The sequence below is a fragment of the Myxococcus hansupus genome (genome assembly GCF_000280925.3).
GTDB classification, from domain to species: Bacteria; Myxococcota; Myxococcia; order Myxococcales; family Myxococcaceae; genus Myxococcus; species Myxococcus hansupus.
Genome location: NZ_CP012109.1, coordinates 4,775,834 through 4,796,443, shown reverse-complemented (window position 1 = coordinate 4,796,443; position 20,610 = coordinate 4,775,834). Strand labels below are relative to the sequence as shown.

The 20,610-nt window shown below is 64.6% G+C and carries 20 protein-coding genes, 2 tRNA genes and 1 pseudogene; 14 read left to right on the top strand and 9 right to left on the bottom strand.

The window, feature by feature from the left end; translation table 11 throughout:
- Window positions 1-20: 20 nt before the first annotated feature.
- Window positions 21-1,604, bottom strand: coding sequence for a sigma 54-interacting transcriptional regulator (locus A176_RS18390; protein ID WP_002640165.1), 1,584 nt, complete (start codon window positions 1,602-1,604; stop codon window positions 21-23).
- Between the two features lie 241 nt (window positions 1,605-1,845).
- Between A176_RS18390 and A176_RS18385 the strand changes: the two genes are divergently transcribed.
- A complete protein-coding gene (locus A176_RS18385; protein WP_044890775.1) occupies window positions 1,846-3,231 on the top strand; it encodes a jacalin family lectin in 1,386 nt (461 codons plus the stop codon).
- Between the two features lie 61 nt (window positions 3,232-3,292).
- Here A176_RS18385 and A176_RS18380 read toward each other — a convergent pair whose 3' ends face one another.
- Window positions 3,293-4,240 (bottom strand): lipoprotein TP_1001-related protein, encoded by a 948-nt coding sequence (locus A176_RS18380; protein ID WP_002640240.1) that lies wholly within the window; start codon window positions 4,238-4,240, stop codon window positions 3,293-3,295.
- Between the two features lie 93 nt (window positions 4,241-4,333).
- Window positions 4,334-4,738: a winged helix-turn-helix transcriptional regulator gene (locus A176_RS18375; RefSeq protein WP_002640241.1), complete on the bottom strand. Its 405-nt coding sequence runs from the start codon at window positions 4,736-4,738 to the stop codon at window positions 4,334-4,336.
- A gap of 89 nt (window positions 4,739-4,827) precedes the next feature.
- On the opposite strand from A176_RS18375, the gene A176_RS18370 reads away from it, so the two are divergent.
- Window positions 4,828-5,946 carry an NADH:flavin oxidoreductase gene (locus A176_RS18370; protein WP_002640242.1) on the top strand — a complete coding sequence of 373 codons (1,119 nt, stop codon included), beginning with the start codon at window positions 4,828-4,830 and terminating at the stop codon, window positions 5,944-5,946.
- Window positions 5,947-5,952: 6 nt separating this feature from the next.
- Here the strand turns inward: A176_RS18370 and A176_RS18365 are convergent, their stop codons facing one another.
- A complete protein-coding gene (locus tag A176_RS18365; RefSeq protein ID WP_002640243.1) occupies window positions 5,953-7,578 on the bottom strand; it encodes an LVIVD repeat-containing protein in 1,626 nt (541 codons plus the stop codon).
- Between the two features lie 211 nt (window positions 7,579-7,789).
- Window positions 7,790-8,179, bottom strand: coding sequence for a DUF1304 domain-containing protein (locus tag A176_RS18360; protein WP_002640244.1), 390 nt, complete (start codon window positions 8,177-8,179; stop codon window positions 7,790-7,792).
- Window positions 8,180-8,269: 90 nt separating this feature from the next.
- On the opposite strand from A176_RS18360, the gene A176_RS18355 reads away from it, so the two are divergent.
- A complete protein-coding gene (locus tag A176_RS18355) occupies window positions 8,270-8,875 on the top strand; it encodes a TetR/AcrR family transcriptional regulator (protein WP_002640245.1) in 606 nt (201 codons plus the stop codon).
- A gap of 40 nt (window positions 8,876-8,915) precedes the next feature.
- Here the strand turns inward: A176_RS18355 and A176_RS18350 are convergent, their stop codons facing one another.
- Entirely contained in the window at window positions 8,916-9,902 is a 987-nt protein-coding gene (locus A176_RS18350) for an alpha/beta hydrolase (RefSeq protein ID WP_044890776.1), read from the bottom strand.
- A 188-nt stretch (window positions 9,903-10,090) separates the two neighbouring features.
- On the opposite strand from A176_RS18350, the gene A176_RS18345 reads away from it, so the two are divergent.
- From A176_RS18345 to A176_RS18335, 3 genes are all read left to right on the top strand, one after another.
- Window positions 10,091-10,519 (top strand): hypothetical protein, encoded by a 429-nt coding sequence (locus A176_RS18345; RefSeq protein ID WP_021781519.1) that lies wholly within the window; start codon window positions 10,091-10,093, stop codon window positions 10,517-10,519.
- Between the two features lie 163 nt (window positions 10,520-10,682).
- Window positions 10,683-11,084 carry a hypothetical protein gene (locus A176_RS18340; RefSeq protein WP_226993909.1) on the top strand — a complete coding sequence of 134 codons (402 nt, stop codon included), beginning with the start codon at window positions 10,683-10,685 and terminating at the stop codon, window positions 11,082-11,084.
- Window positions 11,085-11,528: 444 nt separating this feature from the next.
- A complete protein-coding gene (locus tag A176_RS18335) occupies window positions 11,529-11,894 on the top strand; it encodes a Hint domain-containing protein (RefSeq protein ID WP_002640250.1) in 366 nt (121 codons plus the stop codon).
- A 2-nt stretch (window positions 11,895-11,896) separates the two neighbouring features.
- On the opposite strand, the gene A176_RS38065 is transcribed toward A176_RS18335, so the two are convergent.
- Window positions 11,897-12,445, bottom strand: a complete 549-nt coding sequence (locus tag A176_RS38065; protein ID WP_082282768.1) for a ribosome-recycling factor — start codon at window positions 12,443-12,445, stop codon at window positions 11,897-11,899.
- Window positions 12,446-12,939: 494 nt separating this feature from the next.
- On the opposite strand from A176_RS38065, the gene A176_RS18325 reads away from it, so the two are divergent.
- The 7 genes and pseudogenes from A176_RS18325 (at window position 12,940) to A176_RS18305 (ending at window position 19,513) form a co-directional block, all read left to right on the top strand.
- On the top strand, window positions 12,940-13,308 hold the full coding sequence (locus A176_RS18325) for a M15 family metallopeptidase (protein WP_002640252.1): 369 nt from the start codon (window positions 12,940-12,942) through the stop codon (window positions 13,306-13,308).
- A gap of 165 nt (window positions 13,309-13,473) precedes the next feature.
- Window positions 13,474-13,893, top strand: a pseudogene (locus A176_RS41320) (AHH domain-containing protein); the annotation flags it as partial.
- A gap of 3 nt (window positions 13,894-13,896) precedes the next feature.
- Entirely contained in the window at window positions 13,897-14,469 is a 573-nt protein-coding gene (locus A176_RS18320) for an imm11 family protein (protein ID WP_044890778.1), read from the top strand.
- Between the two features lie 756 nt (window positions 14,470-15,225).
- The gene (locus A176_RS39085) at window positions 15,226-15,369 is read left to right on the top strand and encodes a hypothetical protein (RefSeq protein ID WP_002640255.1); all 144 of its coding nucleotides are present in this window, start codon (window positions 15,226-15,228) and stop codon (window positions 15,367-15,369) included.
- A 185-nt stretch (window positions 15,370-15,554) separates the two neighbouring features.
- Window positions 15,555-16,418, top strand: coding sequence for a DUF2381 family protein (locus tag A176_RS38055; protein WP_082282766.1), 864 nt, complete (start codon window positions 15,555-15,557; stop codon window positions 16,416-16,418).
- On the top strand, window positions 16,415-18,205 hold the full coding sequence (locus A176_RS18310) for a serine/threonine protein kinase (protein WP_002640256.1): 1,791 nt from the start codon (window positions 16,415-16,417) through the stop codon (window positions 18,203-18,205). Before A176_RS38055 ends, A176_RS18310 begins: the two co-directional genes overlap by 4 nt.
- A 153-nt stretch (window positions 18,206-18,358) precedes the next feature.
- Window positions 18,359-19,513: a serine/threonine protein kinase gene (locus tag A176_RS18305; RefSeq protein WP_002640257.1), complete on the top strand. Its 1,155-nt coding sequence runs from the start codon at window positions 18,359-18,361 to the stop codon at window positions 19,511-19,513.
- A 192-nt stretch (window positions 19,514-19,705) separates the two neighbouring features.
- Here A176_RS18305 and A176_RS18300 read toward each other — a convergent pair.
- A tRNA-Glu gene (locus tag A176_RS18300) sits at window positions 19,706-19,778 on the bottom strand.
- A 23-nt stretch (window positions 19,779-19,801) separates the two neighbouring features.
- Window positions 19,802-19,874: transfer RNA gene (locus A176_RS18295), tRNA-Lys, on the bottom strand.
- 199 nt (window positions 19,875-20,073) lie between these two features.
- Between A176_RS18295 and greB the strand changes: the two genes are divergently transcribed.
- Entirely contained in the window at window positions 20,074-20,604 is a 531-nt protein-coding gene (gene greB / locus A176_RS18290) for a transcription elongation factor GreB (protein WP_002640258.1), read from the top strand.
- Window positions 20,605-20,610: the final 6 nt, after the last annotated feature.

The following is a 20,610-nucleotide window of genomic DNA, read 5'->3' as shown; positions in this document are numbered from 1 at the left end:
GGCTCAGGGTAGCGCAGTCTCTAGAGGCCCAGCTCCTTCACCCTTCGCGCGAGCGCCTTTCGTGAGACCTCGAGTCGCCGCGCCATCTCCTCCAGGTCCCCCTGGCACTCCTGATGACATCGGGCAATCTCCGCCTCGCTCAACCGGCCCGCGGTGCGGATGTTCGGGAAGCGTTGAATCAAGTCGTAGAGCGACGCCCGGGCGATGCCAAGCTTGTCCGCGGTGGGGTTCAAATCCCAAGCGCATTCCCGGAGCGCGGTGGTCAACTCCTCCTCGGTAATGCCCGAGGCCTTGCGGCGCTTCACCTGGAGGGTCGTGGGGACGAGAGGAGGGCCGGACTCGCTCGCCACCGAAGTCGAATCCAGCTCCCGTTCGAGCTCGGGGTCGAGGTGGAGGCAGGGCTTGTCCTGATGGTCGATCATCAGCCGGCGCGTCACGTTGCGCAATTGCCGGATGTTGCCAGGCCACCCATGGCGCACCAGCCTCGAGGCCAGCCCGACTGGCAGCCACGGTTCTGCCTGGGCATCTGTCACCGTCAACCGGTGCTCCGCGCCCAAGGCGCGCAACTCTTCATGGGCGAAGTGGTGGAAGAGCAGTCCAATGTCTTCCCGGCGTTCTCGAAGCGGTGGGACCTGAATCACATACCCCGCGAGGCGGTGGAGCAGCGGAGCCTTGAACCGGCCGTCTTCGATATGCGCCTCCAACCGCGCATCCGTGGCCGCGAGCAGCCGCACGTCCACCTTCACCGGACTGTGTGAACCCACCGGGTAGCACTCACCGGTCTCCAGGACGCGCAGGAGCATCACCTGCACCTCGGGGGGCGCCTCGCCCACCTCGTCCAGGAAGAGGGTTCCTCCGTTCGCGGCGACGAAGAGCCCTTTCTGGTCCCGTACCGCGCCCGTGAACGCACCCTTGCGCGCCCCGAACAACTCCGAGGCCGCCAACTCCTTGGGGACCGCGGCCAGGTTGACACTGATGAAGGGCTGGTTCCGTCGGGCGCTGCGCTCGTGGACGGCCCTCGCGATCAACTCCTTGCCCGCGCCCGTCTCACCCCGGATGAGCACCGGGACGCCGAGGGGCGCTACCTGTGCGATGCGCTGGCGGACACGTTGGAGACCCAGGCTCGTGCCCACCATCGTGAGCGCATCGCGGTCGGCGCCGCCGCCCGGTTCCGTCTGGTGAAGCACCAGTCCCACCCGTCCACCCAGTTCCAGCACGATGCCCGCGGAGACCTCCTGGGCGCTGAATTCCCGCGCGGACACGAGGGGGACGCCCGACACGATGACCTGGCTGCCTTCACCGGGGTCCAGGTGAAGGCTTCCCGATGGACCCGGGATGAACCGCAGCGGCTTGCGGCTCAGGAAGGGGTCCGCCAGGGGGCCCCCGAGGCCTGCTCTCGGCTGCGTGAAGTCAGGGGCGTTGCGCGAGAGTTCAACCACCCGCCCGGTGGTGAGCGCCTCCATCAAGAATCGCTCGCCCACGCGCTGGGGCCTGGGGTGCGCGAACAGCGTCAACGCGGGGATGCGCTCTGCGTGAGGCTTGGGCTCGCGTTGAAGGGGGCTTTCCTCGGTGGTGGCGTCCGCTGGCGCCTGCTCTCGCCTCATGCGCTGATGCTTCCCGTCCATGTCCGGCCCAGTCTACGCCGATGTGCCGGCGGCGCCCGCCGATATGTCGGCGGCCCGCCGTGCGTGGCGGGCCTTCGCCATGTCGAGCCATCCCGAAGGGGAAACCCGCTCCGAGCCGTCGTGGCCGGACATGTCTGGCACGTCACGTGCTCAAGCGTGATGGCGCGGCGCTGGGGCACTCGCCACGGCGCCAATCACCCACCCATCGGAGGCGATAGCCATGGCGAAATGGATTCGTAACGAGAAGACGCATGCGGACGATTGGACGTGCCAACGGTGCTCGAATCACAATGCCAAGAGCCAGACGCACTGCGACTTCTGTCTGGCGCCCTTCGGTGCGAAGGTGGTGCACGCCAAGCCAACCCGCAGGAGCCAACCGGTACCGTCCTCTCCGGCCAACACGCTCCCGAGCGCGCTGACGGCGGGCGCGGGCACGATTTCGAGTGGCTCGGGCCTCTGTCTGCGAAACAAGACGGTGCACGACCTGTGGCTCTACACCGAGCAGACCGTGGCGTTGAACTGGGTCTTCTTGCGTCCCGGCGAGTCGTGTGACCTGCCGTGCGGCCAGGTCTATTACACGATTGGCGCCTCCTTCGATGAGCCCGACCCTGGCATGGCCATCGCCTCGCAGGTGGGCTTCGTTGCCGGAGTCATGGCGGTTGCCCTCCTGGTCTGCTTGCCGGAGCCCGGGTCGAAGGCGGCGATCGCGGCCTACCTCGTGGGCGCGATGACGACCGCCGCGGGAACGGCCGCGGGGGCCGCGGTCATGGCGATCAGCAATCAATCCGCCATGAAGCGGACGGGCGTCTTGGCCAACCTCTCCGTTTGTGACATCGAGAGCTCGCTCGACCATCGGACCACTCTCGCGGATGGCGAAAAGCTGGGCGTGTACTCCTTCCGTTGGACGGACCTGTGCGAAGGGAAGGGGGAGGCGGCTCGCCGGCCCATCTGGGACGCGCGGCACGAGGGCTTCGCCGAGGTGAAGCACGGTGTGGCCCGCGACGTGACCGACCTGGCCCCCGTGGACGCGAGGATTCTGGAGACGATTCGCGCCGACGCCGCGGTGGGGACGCTGTACCTCGATGCCATCGAGGCGTGGGATGCGGAGAAGACGCTGTCCACCCACGTGCGGAAGTTCGGTGGCGAGGGGGGAAAGTGGCAGCACTCCATGCTCCAGCCTGGCACCGGGAACGCCAGGCATGGGCTCATCTCTGGCGTGCGCGTCGCCGCGTGCAAGTTCATCGACGGCATCCAGGTGAAGTACTCCAATCGTCTTCACTGGGAGTCGATCAGCGGCACGGATGACGCCAAGAAGCTGGGCATCTTCCGCTTGAACCCGAGTGACAACGGGGGCACCGGCGGTCAGCTCGTGTGCGGCATCGACGAGTACTTCGAGAAGATCATCGTCAAGCACGACAAGTACGTCTGCCAGCTCGAGTTCATCACCAACAAGGGCAACTCGCTGAAGGTTGGCGGCCGGGACGGCGACGGCGACAACACCTCGGAGGTGTTTCAGACGGGGATGGGGTGGATTGGCTACGAGATGAAGTGGGATGCCTGGGTTGACAACATGTCGTTCGTCATCGGAGGCCATCCCACCTCCTGAGCCCACGTGCGGAGGCAGTGGCGGGCGGACCCCGCTTCCAAGGAAGGGGGTCCGCTCCAGCTCAGTACGTCCCCCAGCGAGAAGGCAGTGGGCCGCTCCACTGCGTTTTCGCTCCGGGTGTTGCCAGCGGTGAGCTTCCAGCGATGCGCATGACGCTGGAGTTCGCGTCGAGGTTGGACCAGTCCACGGCGATGTTCCGGCAGTAGCGGTCGCGGGCGAACTGCGAGTCGAGGTTATGGATGCAGGGCGTGGGGTCCCAGACGCGGTCCGCCTGCAGGCGCTGCACGGCGGCGGCGAGGTTGGTGGGCATCTCTCCCGAGGCTCGGACGAAGGGAACGCCATCCACGGGCGCGCCATTGGAGGCGAACAGCTCGAAGACCTTGCCCGAGTAGCTCAGCGAGCCGGGCGTGCTGAAGTCCCAGGCGCGGCCGGTGAAGGGCGCGGTTTGTCCACAGGAGCCCGGGTTCCCGGGCGCATCGGTGCACGCGCCCCCGAGGTGGAGCACCACGACGTCTCCCGTCTCCACCGAATAACCCTGCGGGAAGGTGAACCTGAAGCCGGAGTTGGTGAGTTCCTCGAGGACGATGCCCGTCAGCGTGCCGCCGGTGACCGCCACCAGCTCAATGAGGTCCTGCTGCCTGTCGGGATTGATCTCGGTGATGCGCAGCGAGGCCTCCGGAGCGGAGCTGCCGCCATCCGTACCCGAATCCAGCGCACCGGCATCCCCCGCGCCCGCATCCGTTCCGCCACCCTCCTCGTCCGTGCCCGCGTCCGGTGGTTCCGGGTCAACGCCCCCCGCGTCCTCCGTGCCCGCGTCCTCCGTTCCAGCGTCTTTGGTTCCCGCGTCGGGGGCGGCGGCCTGAACGCAGAGCTCGTCGACGCAGACGATGTCTGGCCCTCGTGAGGCACAGTCGCGGTTCTCCGTGCATTCGGGGGGAGAGGCGCAGGCGGAAAGGAGCGGGAGGACGGCAACAGCCAGCGCGCGCGGGACGCGGTACGAAGGGGACATGGACGGACGACCTCTGAAGGGGCGGCGGAGATGGCGCGGCGCGGAGATTCGCATGCGGGTGTGACGGACACCGCGCACTTTGCTCGCGCGAGGTCAGGCGGCTTCGTCCTGGCCTTGGGCCACGGTTCGTTGGTCGTAAGCCCGCCGGGCCTGCTCGACCTGCGGGATGTTCGCGTACATCCAGGCGTACAGCGCCTTGAAGGGGCCCAGCAGCGAACGGCCCAGCGGCGTCAGCGTGTACTCCACGCCAATGGGAGAGACCGGGATGATGCGGCGGTCGATGAGGCCGTTGCGCTCGAGGCGCCGCAGGCACTGCGTCAACGCCTTCTGGGTGACGCCTTCCATGCGGCGGCGGATGGCGTTGAATCGATGGGGCCCATCGCCCAGAATCGCCAGCACCATCATTGACCACTTGTCGGCGACCTGGTCGAAGAGCAGGCGACTGGGGCAGTCCGCCGAGAAGACCTTCAGTTGGCACGGGGTGGGAAAGGTTTCCATGGGGATACCTGGGCGATTCAAGGTGCCTCCTTGATTCTAAGTATCTTCCCGATACCTATTGCGCAACCCAACACGGAGCGCATGTCCCCATGTCCGCAGCGTCCACTGACATCCTGTTCCAGCCCTTCCGGCTGAAGTCGCTCGAACTCGCCAACCGCATCGTGATGGCGCCGATGACGCGAATGTCCGCGCCGGAGGGCATCCCAGGGGCGGCGAACGCGCTTTACTACCGGCGCCGCGCCGAGGATGGCGTCGGGTTGATTCTGTCCGAGGGCACGGTGATTGACCGCCCGGCCTCGCGCAACGACGGCGGCATCCCGCTCTTTCACGGGGAAGCGGCGCTGCGCGGGTGGGCGGAGGTGATTGAGGCGGTGCATGCGGCCGGTGGCCGGATGGGCCCTCAGCTCTGGCACACCGGCGCCACCGCCAGCCCGCGAGGGTGGAGCCCGGGGGCCCCGGTCGAGAGTCCGTCGGGCCTGAACGCGCCGGGTGAGCCGCGCGGCGTGGCGATGAGCGACGAGGACATCGCGGACACCATCGCGGCCTTCGCCCGGGCCGCCGCGGACGCCCAACGCCTGGGCTTCGACGTGGCAGAGCTCCACGGCGCCCACGGCTACCTCATCGACCAGTTCTTCTGGAGTGGCACCAACCTGCGCGAGGACCGCTACGGCGGCGCGACGCTGCGCGAGCGTGCTCGCTTCGCCTCCGAGGTGGTCTCCGCCGTGCGGAAGGCGGTGGGGCCCGACTTCCCGCTCATCCTGCGCATCAGCCAGTGGAAGCAGCAGGAGCTGCCCGCACGCCTGGCCACCACGCCGGACGCCATGGCTGACTGGCTGGTTCCGCTCGTGGAGGCCGGCGTGGACGTGCTGCACTGCTCGCAGCGCCGTTTCTGGGTGCCGGAGTTCCCGGAGATTGACGGTGAGGAAGGCCTCAACTTCGCCGGATGGGCCAAGAAGCTGACGGGCGCGGCGGTCATCTCGGTGGGCTCGGTGGGCTTGTCGGGCGACTTCCTGGGCGCCTTTGGCGGGAAGGGTTCGTCGGTGGTCGGTCTGGACGCCCTGGTGCGGCGGATGGAGCGCGGTGAGTTCGACCTGATTGCGGTCGGCCGCGCGATTCTCAGTGACCCGCTGTGGGTGACCAAGGTTCGCACGGGCGACCACACCGCGCTGAGGGACTTCTCCCCAGCGGCCATGGCGGAGTTGGTCTGACGCCCGTCAGAGTTCGTTGAAAATCAAGAGTCCGCGTGCCGTGTCCACGACGTACACGTGGCCATCTCCCGGCACGCGGACGCCAATGGCGCCTTCGAGCAGGTTGTCGGTCCGTCCGGGGTCCGATTCGCGGAAGGTGTTGAAGTAGGCAAGCTCGCGAGGCTGCGGTGGGATGGAGACATCCAGCACCCGCAGCCCCTCGTGGTAGTAGGCGATGTAGAGCCTCTGTCCCTTGAGAATCATGTTGTGGATGGAGGTCTGCGGACGGAGCTTGTACCTGCCGATGAGCGGGATGTTCGTGGGGTCCGTCACGTCCAGGACGCGCAGGTGGGCCCCCTGATACTCGCCCCCCTCGAAGGCGATGGTCTTCCCCGCGACGGTCGTCACCGCGCCCGCGTGGCTGGTCGCGAAGCTGTTCTCGGTGTCGAAGGTATAGGTCCCCAGCTCGACCGGGTTCATCGGGTCCTTCACGTCGAAGATGACATAGCCCGAGGAGAAGTGGTTGACGTAGAGCCGGTCCTGGTAGGCGAAGGAGTCGTGCGCCGAGGGGATGAGGGACGTCGTATCGGACGCCTCGAAGCGGTTGAGCAGGATGGGATTGAGCGGTGCGGAGATGTCGAAGATGAGCGTCTCGCCGCGAGGCGCGGGGCCGGGGGACACGGCATACAGGCGGGTGCCGTCCACGAAGAGGGTATGCACGTCGATGGGCGCGCCACCCGGCACGTTGCGCACCAGGACGGGATTGCCAGGCTGGGAGATGTCGAAGACGAACACGCCGGAACTTCGACTGGCGATGTAGAGCGCATCATCCTTCGTCCAGGCCGCGTTCCAGAACGCGTCACCGGGGAGCGTGATTTGCGCCGTGAGGACCGGACGGCTCGGGTCGCTGACGTCGAAGACCGTGAGGCCACCGGGGACTTCTCCGTCGAGGCGATCGACGGACACGACGTAGGCATGCTGCCGATGGACGTAGACGTCGGCCGGCATGCCCAAGGCGACCGCGCTCTCCGAGACGAGCTGGATGCCCCCCGATGACTCGGCTTCATTCCGCCCCCAGGTCATCCGCGCGGCCTCGAAGGTGCCCGAGGAGCCGACCTTGCCATTGGCGCAACGGACGAAGCAGCCTGTCACCAATCCAGGCTCGGGAACGGCGCAGCCCGCGAAGACCAGTTGCCGGTTCACGCCTCGCTGGTTGTAGCTCGCTGAGACGTGGAAGGTGCCAGTCAGTTGTTGCCGCGATAACGCGAATCCATCGAGCGTCCCCGTGCCGCCATCCCGAGGAACTCGGATGCTGGCGAAGTCCGCGTAGCCCGCGGCGTGGCGCAGGTCGATCTGGTAGATGCCATGCGAGTCCACGGTGGAGAGCGAGCCGAGCTCGCACTGCGACAGGTCGAAGAGTCCGGGGTCGTCGCAGTCGAGTTCGGTGCCACGCGGCGGTGTGAAGGCGCACGACGCGTACGCTCCCCGGTCGACCCAATCTGTCGGGTCCACCAGGGGCGTGTACGTTCCGTCCCAGGGGGCAGGCTCCTCGGGAGGGGGCGGTTCCTGCGGTTCAGAGGTGTCTGAGCAGGCGATGAACAGCCCGGACAGACTGAGGACGACAGCGTGGTGGCGCAGTGTCGTGACGGCCATGGCTTGAGCCTCCTGGCATACGCGAGGGAATCCAGGAGTCTAGGGGCTCAAGTCAAACAGGGCTGGCGCTGCCCTGCATCGCGTCGAAAGAAGTTCACCCGACATGCACTGTTTGGAGATTTGGGGCGTTTGGCTTTATCCTGGGTGACTGGCTGAAAGTCCAACGCTGTGGGGATGCCAGGCGTCAGGCCTTCGCGCCTGGAATTCGCCCTCACGCCCTCAGGTGCGCGGTGATGAACGCGAGGGCCAGAAGGGGCAGGGTGCCCTGGATGAGGCTGGCCTTGAAGAAGCGGCGGTTGCTGGACACGAGCACCACGGCGGCCAGCAGCATGCACGCACAGCCGAACACGACGGCCGTCACGCCGGAGGCAACCTCGCCGGTGTGCACGAGGGCGATGCCCACCAGCACGCCCAGCGCAAGGAAGAGGTTGTAGAAGCCCTGGTTGAGCGCCATGGGCTTCACGATGTCCGCGTCCGCCTGGGACTTCAGCCCGAAGCGCCGCCAGACCTTGGGTTGCGAGAAGACGATGCTCTCCATGACGAAGAACAGGACGTGGATGAGCGCTGCGGCGACCGCGAAGAGCTGTGCGAGTGGCGACATGATGACTCCCCTCCGGAGATTCGGTATTTTGGACCAGTCGGTTCGGAATTAAATTGAAACGATCGGTCCAGAATTGTCAAGGAGGGTGACGTGGCGCGGACGCGGGCGTTCGACGAAACGGAGGCGGTGCGCAAGGCGCTGGGGGTGTTCTGGTCGCGGGGCTACGAGGCCACGTCGCTGTCGGACCTGGAGTCCGCCACGGGGCTGAACCGCTCCAGCCTGTACCAGGCGTTCGAGAGCAAGCGGGGGCTCTTCGCGCGGGCCGTGGCGCTGTACCTCCAGGAGGTCATCACGCCACGGTTGACGGTGTTCGCCGCGAGCCCGGCGGGGCTGTCGCAGGTGACGGCGTACTTCGAGTCGCTCGCGAACACGATGGGCACCGCGCCCCCGACCCTGACGCGGCGAGGGTGCCTGCTCGTCAACACGGCCACGGAGCTGGCTCCGCACGATGCGGAGGCCCATCGAGCGGTGGAGGACTATCGGGCCCTCTTGCAGGGGCACCTGCTGCGAGCCCTGGAGGCGGCGGCACGAGCAGGAGTCATCCCTCGGAAGTCCGTCACCCGCAGGGTGGAGCTGCTGGTGGGGGCTGTCATCGGGGTGCTCGTGACGGCTCGATTGGACCCGGCGGCGGCGGCGAAGCTCGCGCGCGCCACCGCGAGCGAGGTGGCGGACTGGGCTCGTGATGAGGGTGCGTGATTCACCCGAGGCGAGGCTCGTCGCTTGACGCCGGTCCGTGTCAGGGCGAGGCCTTCCCCCTCGCGCCACGGGCGAGTACCCGTGCGAGCCAGGCGTCTCGGGTGGTGATGCAGGCCCGTGCCACGTCGGACTGAGGGGCAATGGCGTAGAAGCCGTGGAAGGCCCCGCCCCAGACGTGAAGGTCGCATTCCCCACCAGCGGCCAGAATGCCGCGAGCATAGGCAATGGCTTCATCGCGGAAGGTCTCCGCCGCGCCAACGTCGATGAAGGTCGGTGGCAGGCCCCGGAGGTCCACCGCGCGCGCGGGGGCGGAGTAGGGTGACACGTCCTCGCCTCCGCATCGGTCCCCGAGCACGGCCCGCCAGGCGGTCATGTTGCTGGTGCGGTCCCAGACGCCAACGCCTTCGTACTGGTGGGCGGACTCCGTGTTGTTCCGGTCGTCAAGCATCGGGCATTGCAGGAGCTGACCCAGCAGGGGCGGACCGTGCCGGTTTCTCGCCAGCAGCGTGGTGCCCGCGGCGAGTCCACCGCCGCCACTGCCCCCGAAAATCACGAGCTGGTGGGGATCGAACTGGAGTTCGGCTGCATGCGCCGCCATCCACGTCAGGCCGGCGTAGCAGTCCTCCACCGGGATGGGCGCTGGGTGTTCGGGGGCCAGCCGATACTCAACCGTGACGCAGACGGCATCATGCTGGAGCGCCCAATCCACGAGTGGCTTTGCTCCGGCGAAGCGGGTTCCCATCACCATGCCGCCGCCATGGATGTGATAGACAGCGGGGCCCGGAACCGCGTGGTCCCGGCGCGTGATGACCGACACCTCGATTTCAGCGCCCTGGTATCCGGGGATGCGGTGGTCGACGCAGCGGACGTCGGCGTCACCCAGCAGGGTTTCGCGGGTCACGTGGCTCAACGCGCGGAAGTGAGCGAGCTGGTCCAGCGTCATCTGCCGAGGGACGAACCCCTCCATCGAGGGCAGGAGGGCGGCCAGTTGAGGGTCGAAGGCGGGTGGTGCGATTGGACGAGTCATGGGATCTGAATGAGAGTCTTTATGATGTCACCATGACGGGCATCAAGGCGACATGGCACATGGACTGCGGCGGGACCGGGTGGGAGAACGCCTCGGATTTCTACACGGACACCGTTCTCTCCTGTTAGGTTCGACACCGCACGGCGTGCCGTTGGGAGGCGTGCCTACGCCAACCGGGGACATTCAACATGCGAGGACTGGAGTATCTGAACGGACTCATCGACACGGAGGAAGACGTCGCCGTGGCGTTGGGTCGGCATTTTGGCTCGCTTGAAAGTCTGTATATGTCCGTCTTCGGGCTGCATCATGAGATATACAAGCTGACGAGGAAAGTGCCTGAACGATACACCTTGGGTCGCGACAAGTTCCATCATGTCGTCGTCGGCGAAATGCCACCGCAAAACATCGCGGCCTTCCGAGTGGCCCTGGCTGAGCTCAAGCGGCTTGAGGAGCGTATTGAAGAATGCCGCGTCTTCGGATGCGAAGTCACCGAAGAGATTGGCAAGGACTTCGACGACATCAAAGTCCACAAGAAGAAGAAGGACTTCCTGCGATACATGGACCGCCATGGGCGCCACTTCCCCAACCTTGTGGCGTGGGTGGCCAATCTGAAGTGAGCGCCTGACCTTTGCACGGCGCGTGGAGCCGAGCGATGATGCGAAGCTCCACCGCTCGTATCCGCAGGAGGAACCAGGTTGAGGGCGCAGCCTCATCACGGTGGGAGAGGTGCGGCGTACCCGGGCGGGCTCAGGTTGCCTTTCTGGCCCGATATACGCGATCGTGCGACTCGACAGAATCGACCTGAAGCTTCAGGTCAGCTTGTATTGGGGGCACGCAATGTTTGTGCAGTACGATCCGAACACCATTCGCAGCTACGCGGAAACACTCTACCGTCGAGCGAGCCGCATCGTCATCATGTCGGGCGTCAGCGGTTTCCTCCTCAGTGGAGGCTTCGGGGCCCTGTTCATGTCCGCGGTGAAGGACAACACGACGGGGGTGCTCATGTTCGGGCTTGTCGGAGCGTTCATTGGCGTCACCCTCGGGCGGGGGCGGGCGCTCGTCCTCCAGCTTCAGGCGCAGACCGCGCTGTGCCAGGTGGCCATTGAGGCCAACACGCGGCGAGCTGCCGACGCGGCCGTTTCCCGGTCGGCCGAAGTCGCTCACCGCGCGCAGGTGGGCTGAGCCCTGCCGGCGTCCATCTGACGTGTGAAGACGGGGGCTGCTCCGTGTCGCCCCTGTCCTCGTCGCTCGGAGCCTTGCCAACCTGGTTCTTCGCATGAGCGCTCCGCTCGAGTCGTGGATTCGCGTTCTACCCCGAGGACCTCGTTCGATGATGAGTCGCGTCGTGACCTTGAGCAGCGATTCCGCCTCGCATTCAACCCGCCATGCGGTGAGCGGTAGAGCCGTAAGTGGCTGGGCGAATACTCACTCATGACCGGATACGCGTTGCATCCGTGGCGAGTGAGGGCGCCGGTGGTCGGATGCCGTCCACGTTCCAGCCTCACGACGTCGGGATGGCGCGATTCCGCTTGATGCCGAGTTGGGGTGACCCGTTCGAGAGCCAGTTGCGGGTACGGAAGGCGCAGTTCGGCGACGACTGCTCCCGCCGGGATACTGCGGCCCGGCATGCGGGTGCTCACCATGCACGAGGACGAGAAGGACGGGGGCATGTTCAAAGTCACCCACGTCAGCCGACACAAGGCGCCGCGCTCCAGGCTGGTCATGGAGGACGGTCGCGTGCTCGTGGCTACGCCGGACCATCGCTGGCGCACCGTGGCGCGCGGATGGCCACGCACGGATGCACTGACCCCAGGCGAGACGATTGAAGGTTTCGCGCCGGGCCGCGTGGCGAGGGGCGACCCTACGGCGGCCGGCGACGTGATGAAGATTTCCGTTCGCTTCGCGATGCCCTACATTGTGAGGGGGCTGCTGGCGCATAATCTCAAGTCTCGCGACTGGAGTGGGCCCGGTACGCTGCGAGGCTTCAGGTGAGTCTAGGTAAGCCCAGCCACCTTCCTCGCTTGGGCGTCTATGCCAGCAATGCTCCTTGCCTGCGATACATCCACCTTGACATGCAAGGTGTCGTGCTGAGCCTTGGTTATGCTCCCGTCATTGAGCAGTTCGACAATCCCTTTGCGGCCCTTTGCTGCGATGAACCTGACTTTGGTGCGATGTTGATCGGTGAGAACGACGAGCTTATTACTCAACTCCTTGCGACGTTCGTCGGACAGAGGAGGGATTGATACTTGGAGCGAACCTTCGCTTTTCGAAGAGACTAGTTCCAACCCAGAAGCTCGAACTGCCTCATCGATTGCGTTCAGTAGAGTGGGGTCAAAGGGCTGGATGAGGATGCGTGACGAATCAACCGCCTGAATGCTTGCCACCAGTCTAAGAAGCAGCAAGCTGCCGTTATGGGTGATTGTGATTTTGAAGAACTGGCGTGGCGATAGCCGCGTTCGCAGGGTGGTAAGTTTTTTGATGAACCTGGCCTCATTCGCATCTAGCTGCGTGTCCAGCCGGATGATCAGTTCATGTTCTGCCATGGTTTCCTCCGTGACGCTCCTTGTGGACAGTGGCTCAACGGGGTGTTGGCTCTATCATGGATTTTGACCATGTGGCGACTTTGTTCGGACCTCGTTCAAGGTCTATCAGAGCGGCATGTTGCAGTCCTTGGGTTGTTATTGATTGATTTCGATAGCTGCCTGAATCACTTTCAGGAGTCGCGCGCATTTGCCAAGGGAACCCAACCCTGGTGATGCAGTGACTACCGAAGAGACTCATTCAGTTCAGTGCGTAGTCGGCTCCCTGCTTGGAAAGGCCGGCGTCGGCGTCCTCACATGGGCCGCGAAGTCCCTGGTCGGGGAGATTCGGGCCCTCGTTGAGAGGGCGCGCGGCAGAACGAGCGCATCAACGCCGTGGAGCTGGGCGCCCTGCGGCGGTGGCGCGACGAGTTCGCCGTCGGCCTGCCCGCCCAGGTCCGACAGACCGTCAAGCTTGAGCTGCTTCGCATGTCCCAGTCGGGCGGGCGGGGCTCGTGATGGCCCATGCGAACTTCGAGCGGGTCGACCTTGACCGCGTCTATCTGCCATTCAGCGCGGTGTCCCTGGAGGTCATCGCGCGTTGTGCAGCCCGAGGCATTCGTTACGTCGCGACGCACGGCTTCCGTGACCTGACGGAACAGGCCGAGCTACGTCGGCTGTACTTGGCCGGGAAGTGCGGCAAGGCATCGCCAGCGGGCTTGTCCGCGCAAAACTACGGGCTCGCCTTCGACTTCGTCTGCGACGCGAGTCCGCGACCTGGCGCTCAGTCTGATTGGCGAGAGCCGGCGTACCGCGTGCTGGGTGAGGAATCCGCGAAGGCGGGCCTCGTATGGGGCGGCAGGTTCGGCGACTCGCCCCATGTGTAGTGGCCGGGCTACGTGAACGGGCTTCAGCTCACGCCGCTTCGCACCCTGGTCCAACAGAGTTCCCTCGCCGACGTGTGGGCTCGCCGCGATGCCGAGCGCCTGTCGCCGAAGTGGCGTACAGCAAACCCGAAGCTCGCGGCCGAACTGGAACGGCTGGGCTTCTAACCGACAGCGGTTGCCGCGGTCGCGACGGGCTCAGGCGAAGGCGCTGCCCCTTCCGTGGGCGTCGGAGGGCGGATCCAGGGCGACCCTGATGGCGAAATTCACCATATTTACACTGACAAGAATGATATGTCCGACAGGACAGGTGGTCCGTGGACTCCTGTCTTTAGGGACTGCTTTATGCAGGCAGGATTGAGTTTGGATGACGCCGCAAACCTGGTTCGCATCAGAAACCACAATGGCTCTCAGGCGCGCGAGCACCATTAGGAAGTGCTGATCCGAATCAGCATTGCGATGAAGGGATGCAGAGACACCGCGCTGTGCCGGAGTAGGTTGGTCAACGAGTTGAGCAGAATTGCTCGTGACCTTACGACGGCGGGAACTAATATGCGGAAGCTCATTCTGAAAGACTCGGGAGTATGATTCATGGAACGACGATTCTTCGGCCTCGATTTCGATGTGTATGTGCCGGGTCGTTGGTATCTCGCTGAACCCACCACTCCAGCGGGGCAGACCGTTCCAAATATCTGGGCGTTCGTCGAAGGAAGGCCAGTGGCCCCCCCTGAGTTGCTGCGAGTCCCATTGTCCCGACCGGGGAGGCCGCTCGACTTCGACAAGACGACCGTTGGAGGAACGCCGATTGTTGGCGCGCGTGTGGCCTACGTGTTCCGTGAGATGACGCCCGATGACGTGCAGTTATTCCCCGTCGTAGTTGAGGGGCAACGCGAGCCGTACTACCTGCTGAACGTAGCGCGCACCGTTCGCTGTATCGACGACGCGGCATGTGAAGAGGTTCAACTCTTCACGGAAGAGGACGGAGATCCGGAACGACTTGGCGAATACCGCTCCGTTTCGGGGCTGCGGATCGATAAATCGAAGGTTCGCGACGCCCGTGTCTTCCGGCTCTGGGGCTATCATATCCCCATCATTGTCGACGAAGAGGTCAAAGCTGCGCTCGAAGCGAATGGCATCGTCGGGGGCAAGTTCGAAGAGGTCTGAACCACCCATCGCAGTCCCCATGTCGCCTCGGCGCTACCGTGAGTGGTGCTGGGGTGAGTTGCTCTTGAAGGGGGCTCTGGCAGAGGATGGCTGCCCGCGGCAGGCAGAGGCTTTGCTAGATGAATCCACTGCGCGCGGCTTCCTCGTAGTCTGATGCCGTTGAATTGCCAAGCCGGGCGCAAGTAGCCTCCCGGGCATGCGAGGTCTCCGACTGCTGCCCGTTGCTGGTGTGGTCCTGATTCTGGCCTGCCGTGAGCCGTCGGGGAAGGAACTGGCGAAGCAGCCCACGGCTGCGGAGGTGCTGGGCGTCAACCCCGACTTCACTCCCCGCTACGAGATCATCAACATGGATCGCCTTGACATAGCGGGGGTCCCCCGCCTGCTCGTGAGGGTGCGCGTGCCCCATGGGCTTTCTCGGGAGGACCTGGAATCAAACGTCCGACATGCGCTGCTCAAGTCCTACGACAGCGTGCCCGTGAGGCTCGGGGCAGTCAGCGTGGCTGCGTATGGCTCGGAGCGAATGAACATGGGGCCGACGCCGCAATCGGTGAGTTTGCCCCTGGTGGGCAGTGGAGCGCAGCCGATCCGGGCGTGCCACTTTCCGAGTGGCAGGCGAAGATCAGCCTGGATGATTCCTATTTCAATCAGAGGTCGTATTTCGCAAAGGGGACGCGCGCCACCCTCGTCCTTTCATCCGAGTTCTCAAACACCATCAGTCTGTCTCGCAGGGCAGATCGGTGGCTCGCTGAGGACCTCTTGGCGGAGCTGAAGCCTGGCATCTCGGTGGTCGTGGTCGGGTATGAGGACTTCGGCAAGGCCGGCGTGCGCTATGAGGTGGAGACGGCCAACAAGCCGAAGCGGAAGGGGTGGGTCCACAGCTTCGCGTTGAAGGCCGAATAAGCCCATCCCTTGAGAGAAGTGGATGACCCGCTACTTTGAGGCACCGAGTCCCAAGGCGGGACCAACAGGCCAAGAGTGGGGCAAGGGGGACCGCTCATCGCACGGGGCGTGCTGGCCTGTAGGAAATAGGCCCACTGCGCGAGTATCTGCGATGGTAGCTTCCTGCTCTGGGAGGTCATGCGCCTTTGATCCAACCGGTCAGATTGGCCCTTGCGCTCGTTCTCGCGTGGGAGGCTGCGACGCCAGCCATGGCAGCACAAGAGGAACGCGCAAAGCGGGACCGAGCGGTGTTCGTTGCAAACAGCCCCGCGGATGCTCTTCCTGTCGTCCGCGTTGCGCATGACACGCCGACGCTCTTCCTGTTTCCGGCGCCCATCAACCGGAAGACCCTGACCTTCGACGAGTCGCGGATTCGCGTCCTCGATGCCGGTGAGCGGTCGGTCATTGTTCAGCCTGTGGCGGACCTCCCTGAAGGCGAGCGCTACGAAGTCGGGGTCTTCTTCGCGGATGGCCGGGCTCCTTCTCGAGCTGCCTTCTCACTGGTCACGGACCCGACCGAAGTGGATACGCGGATCGACGTACAACGTCCCGATCCGATGGACATTGCGTGTCCGATAGACGTGCCGCGAATGCCTCGACCCGAAGACTTCGTGCTGCTGGGGTACGTTGACAAGGACGGCGTAACGGCGACGCCCATCAAACTCCGCGCTGATTCGGAGCGAGGATTCTCAGTGATTTCAGCGATGGCTTATCGTGGACAGGGATGGGTATTGGTCGATGCCACTATTCGGAACCATCCCGGGCGGGCACCATGGGTGCCACGAGAGGCTATGTTGACGGGGCGAGCCGGCTTGCCGCTGCGTGCTCGGATTGTGACAGTGGACGCAGGTGCATTCGTTCCAGGTGGATTCGGACGCATTCTCGCGGTTGCTGAAACAACGCAGTTGAGCAATGGACCAGTTTATACTTTGGAAGTGGTTGGAGATGGTCGCACGCTTATGATTCCCAATGTGAGATTGCCAAAGGCTGTCTCCGGGGGAACTCCATGAACGTGATTCCGCTGTTTCCATCCCCTGGTGTGACCATCGACGGATGGAGTGTTGTTCGGGAGCTTGGAAACGGAGGGTTTGCAGTCGTCTACCTCGTCGAGAAGCACGGTTGCAGATGCGCGCTCAAGTTGGCGCGCCACCGGGATTCGAGTGGGGACGACAAGCAGACTCACGCGCGGACGCTTCGGGAGCTTTCGGCCCTCCTCCTCCTGGACCATCCGAACATCGTCAAGCACCGTGGGTATGGATACTCCGAGCAGGGGAACGTCTATCTGGCGCTTGAGTATGTCGAGGGGTGGACCCTTGCTGAATGGGCGGAACGTAAACACCCCACTGTTCAGGAGGTCTTGCAGGTCTTCGACAAGATTTCCGCCGCGCTTTCGTACATGCACGGCCGTGGCGTTCTGCATCGGGATTTGAAGCTGTCCAACGTTCTGATTCGGAAGAGCGATGGAGAGCCGGTCATTATCGACTTTAGCTGTGCAAGCTACTCGTTGGCCGAAGAGCTGACTGATTGGGGCTTGCCGCCGGGAACGGACCGCTTTCGTGCGCCGGAACAGTTCACATGGCTCCGGGAACACAAGGCCGAACAGCGAGCGAAGTACGCCTTCCAAGTTGCGGACGAGATTTTCGCTGTCGGGGCGATGCTCTATGAGTTGTTGACGGACCCCCGACCGACGGAGGTTCAGGCGCGAGTTACGCTCAATAGCACTGTCATGAAGCCGCCTCCTGCGCGTGCGTTGAACGTGCGTGTTCCGGAAGCGCTGAACGACCTCGTTGATTGCATTCTGTCGCGTGAGCCATCCAGACGCCCCGTCGACACTGAAGCGCTGCGCCGTGAACTGGGCGAACTTCTGGTCGATTCGAGCGCGGAGTACCTATCCCCGGTGCATCCTCCGTCCGAACAGCGGCCATTGGCGCCGCCAGACCAGGTACTGCCTGCGGTTGCGAACCCGGGCCTCGATTCGTGGACTGGGCGTGTTGGTCGGGGAGGGCGGGGACTCCTGGCAGGCATTTCTGCCCTCATCGCGCTTGTCGTGGCTGGGGGCTTCTGGCTCAGCCAGGGGGAACGGACGCAGTTCCTGGAGCCGCCCGTTGCTGGTGTGGCGCGCCCTTCGGGGCCTCCACATTCCGCGCCGCTCATGTCGACTGCGCCTGCTATGTCACTACGTAGCCCTCCGCCTGTACTGCTGACGGGTCCAGTAACTGCTGCTCCGAAGGAAGGTTCAACCGTGAAGACGACTCCGTCACCCGAGGTCCCGCCCCAAGGACGCCAGTCACGCGGGAGGACGAAGGCCGCCGTTGCTGCCGACTGCGCGACGATGACGCTCGTTGCGGCGCTCGCGGCGGGTTGCCCCAGTGCCCAGATTCGACCTGAGGCGTTCACTTGCCCGGCTGGTGCGGAGGATGTGATGCGGGAGGACCTTCGCTGGAAGGTGAATCAGAGTTTCGCGCTCACCTTGGATGCCCGTCATGAGACGGAAGCCTACGTTTGGTTTACTGCCGGGGCGGAGGTGATGGGGGTCGTTCCAAAGGGCGTTCCATCAGACCAAAGGGCGGTCGCCCCCCCCGGAACGCGCTTCTACGGCAAGGCATACTTCCTTTCCGATCGAATGGGCCGCTCTGAGGGGCCTGCACTGGTCATCCGCTACGATCGAGTGAAGCTCCCTGGGCAGGACGAGCGCCCGGTTTGCTTCGTCGTCGAGTCGCCTTCCGAGGGGTACGAAGATGGCAGGGTGAAGGCGTACAACTTGGGTGGCGGTTACGTTGTAGACCGTTGGCCCTGAGCGTCGCGAAAGACGTAATAGGTAGGAGGTCAATTTCGGGCCGAACGCGCCGTTTTGACCCCATGACCTGTGAGGGCGTTCCCTCGACCAGATGCTGCAGGTAGCGTTTCCCTCGTCGCGTTGGTTGCGAATTCGCACACGAGGGGCAACGGCATGTCGAAGGCCATCGAGTTCAAGATTCCGCGGGGGGCAATCCTCTTCTCGGCGGACGGGGTCGGCTACGAGTTTCGAGAGGACTTGGGGCCGACTCACCACGGGATGTCCCTCTTCGTGGCGCGGCTGCGAGCTGCGTCCGGGGCGCCTCGTGGGAAGGTGTTGCTCAAGGCGGTTCCGGCTCCATCCGAAACGGAAGGCGCCCGGGTCATGCGTGCGCGCGCGAAGCTCGACGAGCAGGTTCGCCTTGCGACGTTCCTCAAGCACCCGGCCATCCTCAAGGTGCATGGGCTCCACAAGGTGGAGGGCTACTGGTACGTCAGTACGGAGCACTCGGACGGCCACTCCCTGAATGAGCTGCTGACGCTCGTCGGGGAGAGTAGGCGATGGTTCTCGCCGCTCTTCGTGCTCTATGTCGGGGCGCAGGTCGCAGCGGCTCTTGAGCACGCACACGCCGCGAGGGACGAGCAGGGACGGCCACTCAACATCGTTCATCGAGCCGTCGACGTTGAGCACATCTTCGTCAATTGGGACGGGACGGTTCAGCTCGCCGACTTCGGCCTCGCGCTGTCCGACTTGCCGGGCCGAGTGGCCTCATCCGCGCGGGGCCCTTTGGGAGACCACTTCTACTCGTCACCGGAAATGCTGCTCGGAGGGGGCGTCGACGCGCGCTCCGACCTCTTTACGCTGGGCGTGGTGCTGCTCGAACTGGCGACAGGGAAGAACCTTCTCTTTTGCCCTGACGACACCACGCCCGAAGTCATGGGCTCGTTGTCCACAAAGAAGCGTCGGCGGGTCTCGCGGGCAATCAAGCGGGCCACGCTCGCAGGGGCGCCGCCGTTGGTGGCCGACGCGATCTGGCGCGCGGCGACGCTGACGGTTGCGGACGTAGACGCGATGACCGAGGGTCTTCCCCAGGGGCTACGGGTGACGCTGAACCGGCTTCTTCGGGTCTCCCCCCGCGAGCGCTACCAGTCAGCGGGGGAGGTGGCGGCTGACCTGACGGCCTGGCTTGGCGGCACCTTCACGAAGGCCGACGCAGCAGTCGAGTTGAAGGCGCGGGCTGCTCAGGCAGAAGAGGCGCTGGATTCGATGGCGACCCTTCCGCCTCGTGGTCGCGGCAAGCGCAAGCGGGATGACGTGACGACGCTCTGAGCGGCGACTGTTTCGGCGCGTATCGCGACCCCAATGGGTCTGGTGGATCAAGTTGTAGAGAAGAGGGGAGAGCTGGACGGCTGAAAGTGCGGGGCGCGCTGCCCGATGTTAGAGGGGCACGCTAACAGCACTGAACGGCCAAAAACGAACGGGGTTGGACGATTTGACTCGTCCAACCCCGCGTTTTTACAGTGTCCCCGACGGGATTCGAACCCGTGTTACCGGCTTGAAAGGCCAGCGTCCTGGGCCTCTAGACGACGGGGACGGCACACTTTCACTGCAACTGCATGAGTCGCGGGGGGATCGAACCCCCGACCCTCGGCTTAAAAGGCCGGTGCTCTACCAGCTGAGCTAGCGACTCGCACTATTCTTTTTTAAATTTTCTACCACCACCCGGGAGCCCCCCGGGCAGGCGCTTCCTACCAGCACTTCGCGGCGCTTTCCACTGGCGAGCGCATGGGAACGTTCCTGACATCCCTCGGTCTGACCGTCCGCCTTCCGGTGAACGTCCCTTCCGGCCCCTTTTCCTCCCCGTCACCCCCCGGCGATATACAGAAGGCATGTCCCAGGAAGTACATCCCGACGAACCGGAGGCAGACGACGACGCCGAGCGCGCCCCGTTCCGCCGGTACCTCACCCGGACAGGGGCCGAGCGGATGCACCGCGAGCTCGTCCACCTCCTCAATGAGGAGCGGCCCAAGGTCACCGCCGAGGTCTCCGCCGCCGCCGCCCAGGGCGACCGCTCCGAAAACGCCGAGTACATCTACGGGAAGAAGCGCCTTCGCGAAATCGACCGGCGCCTCCGGTTCCTCCAGAAGCGGCTCGACACCGCCACCATCGTCACCCCCGCCGAGCAGAGCGACCGCTCTCGCATCTACTTCGGCGCCACGGTGTCCCTGGAGGACGAGGACGGCGCCCTGAGCACCTATCAGATTGTCGGTTCAGACGAGATCGACGCGTCCGGTGGCCGCATCAGCGTGGAATCCCCCATGGGCCGGGCGCTCCTCCGCAAGACGGTGGGGGACTCGGTCGAGGTGCGGCGGCCGCGCGGCGAGATTGAACTCACGGTGGTGGACATCCGCTACGAGTAGAGGAAC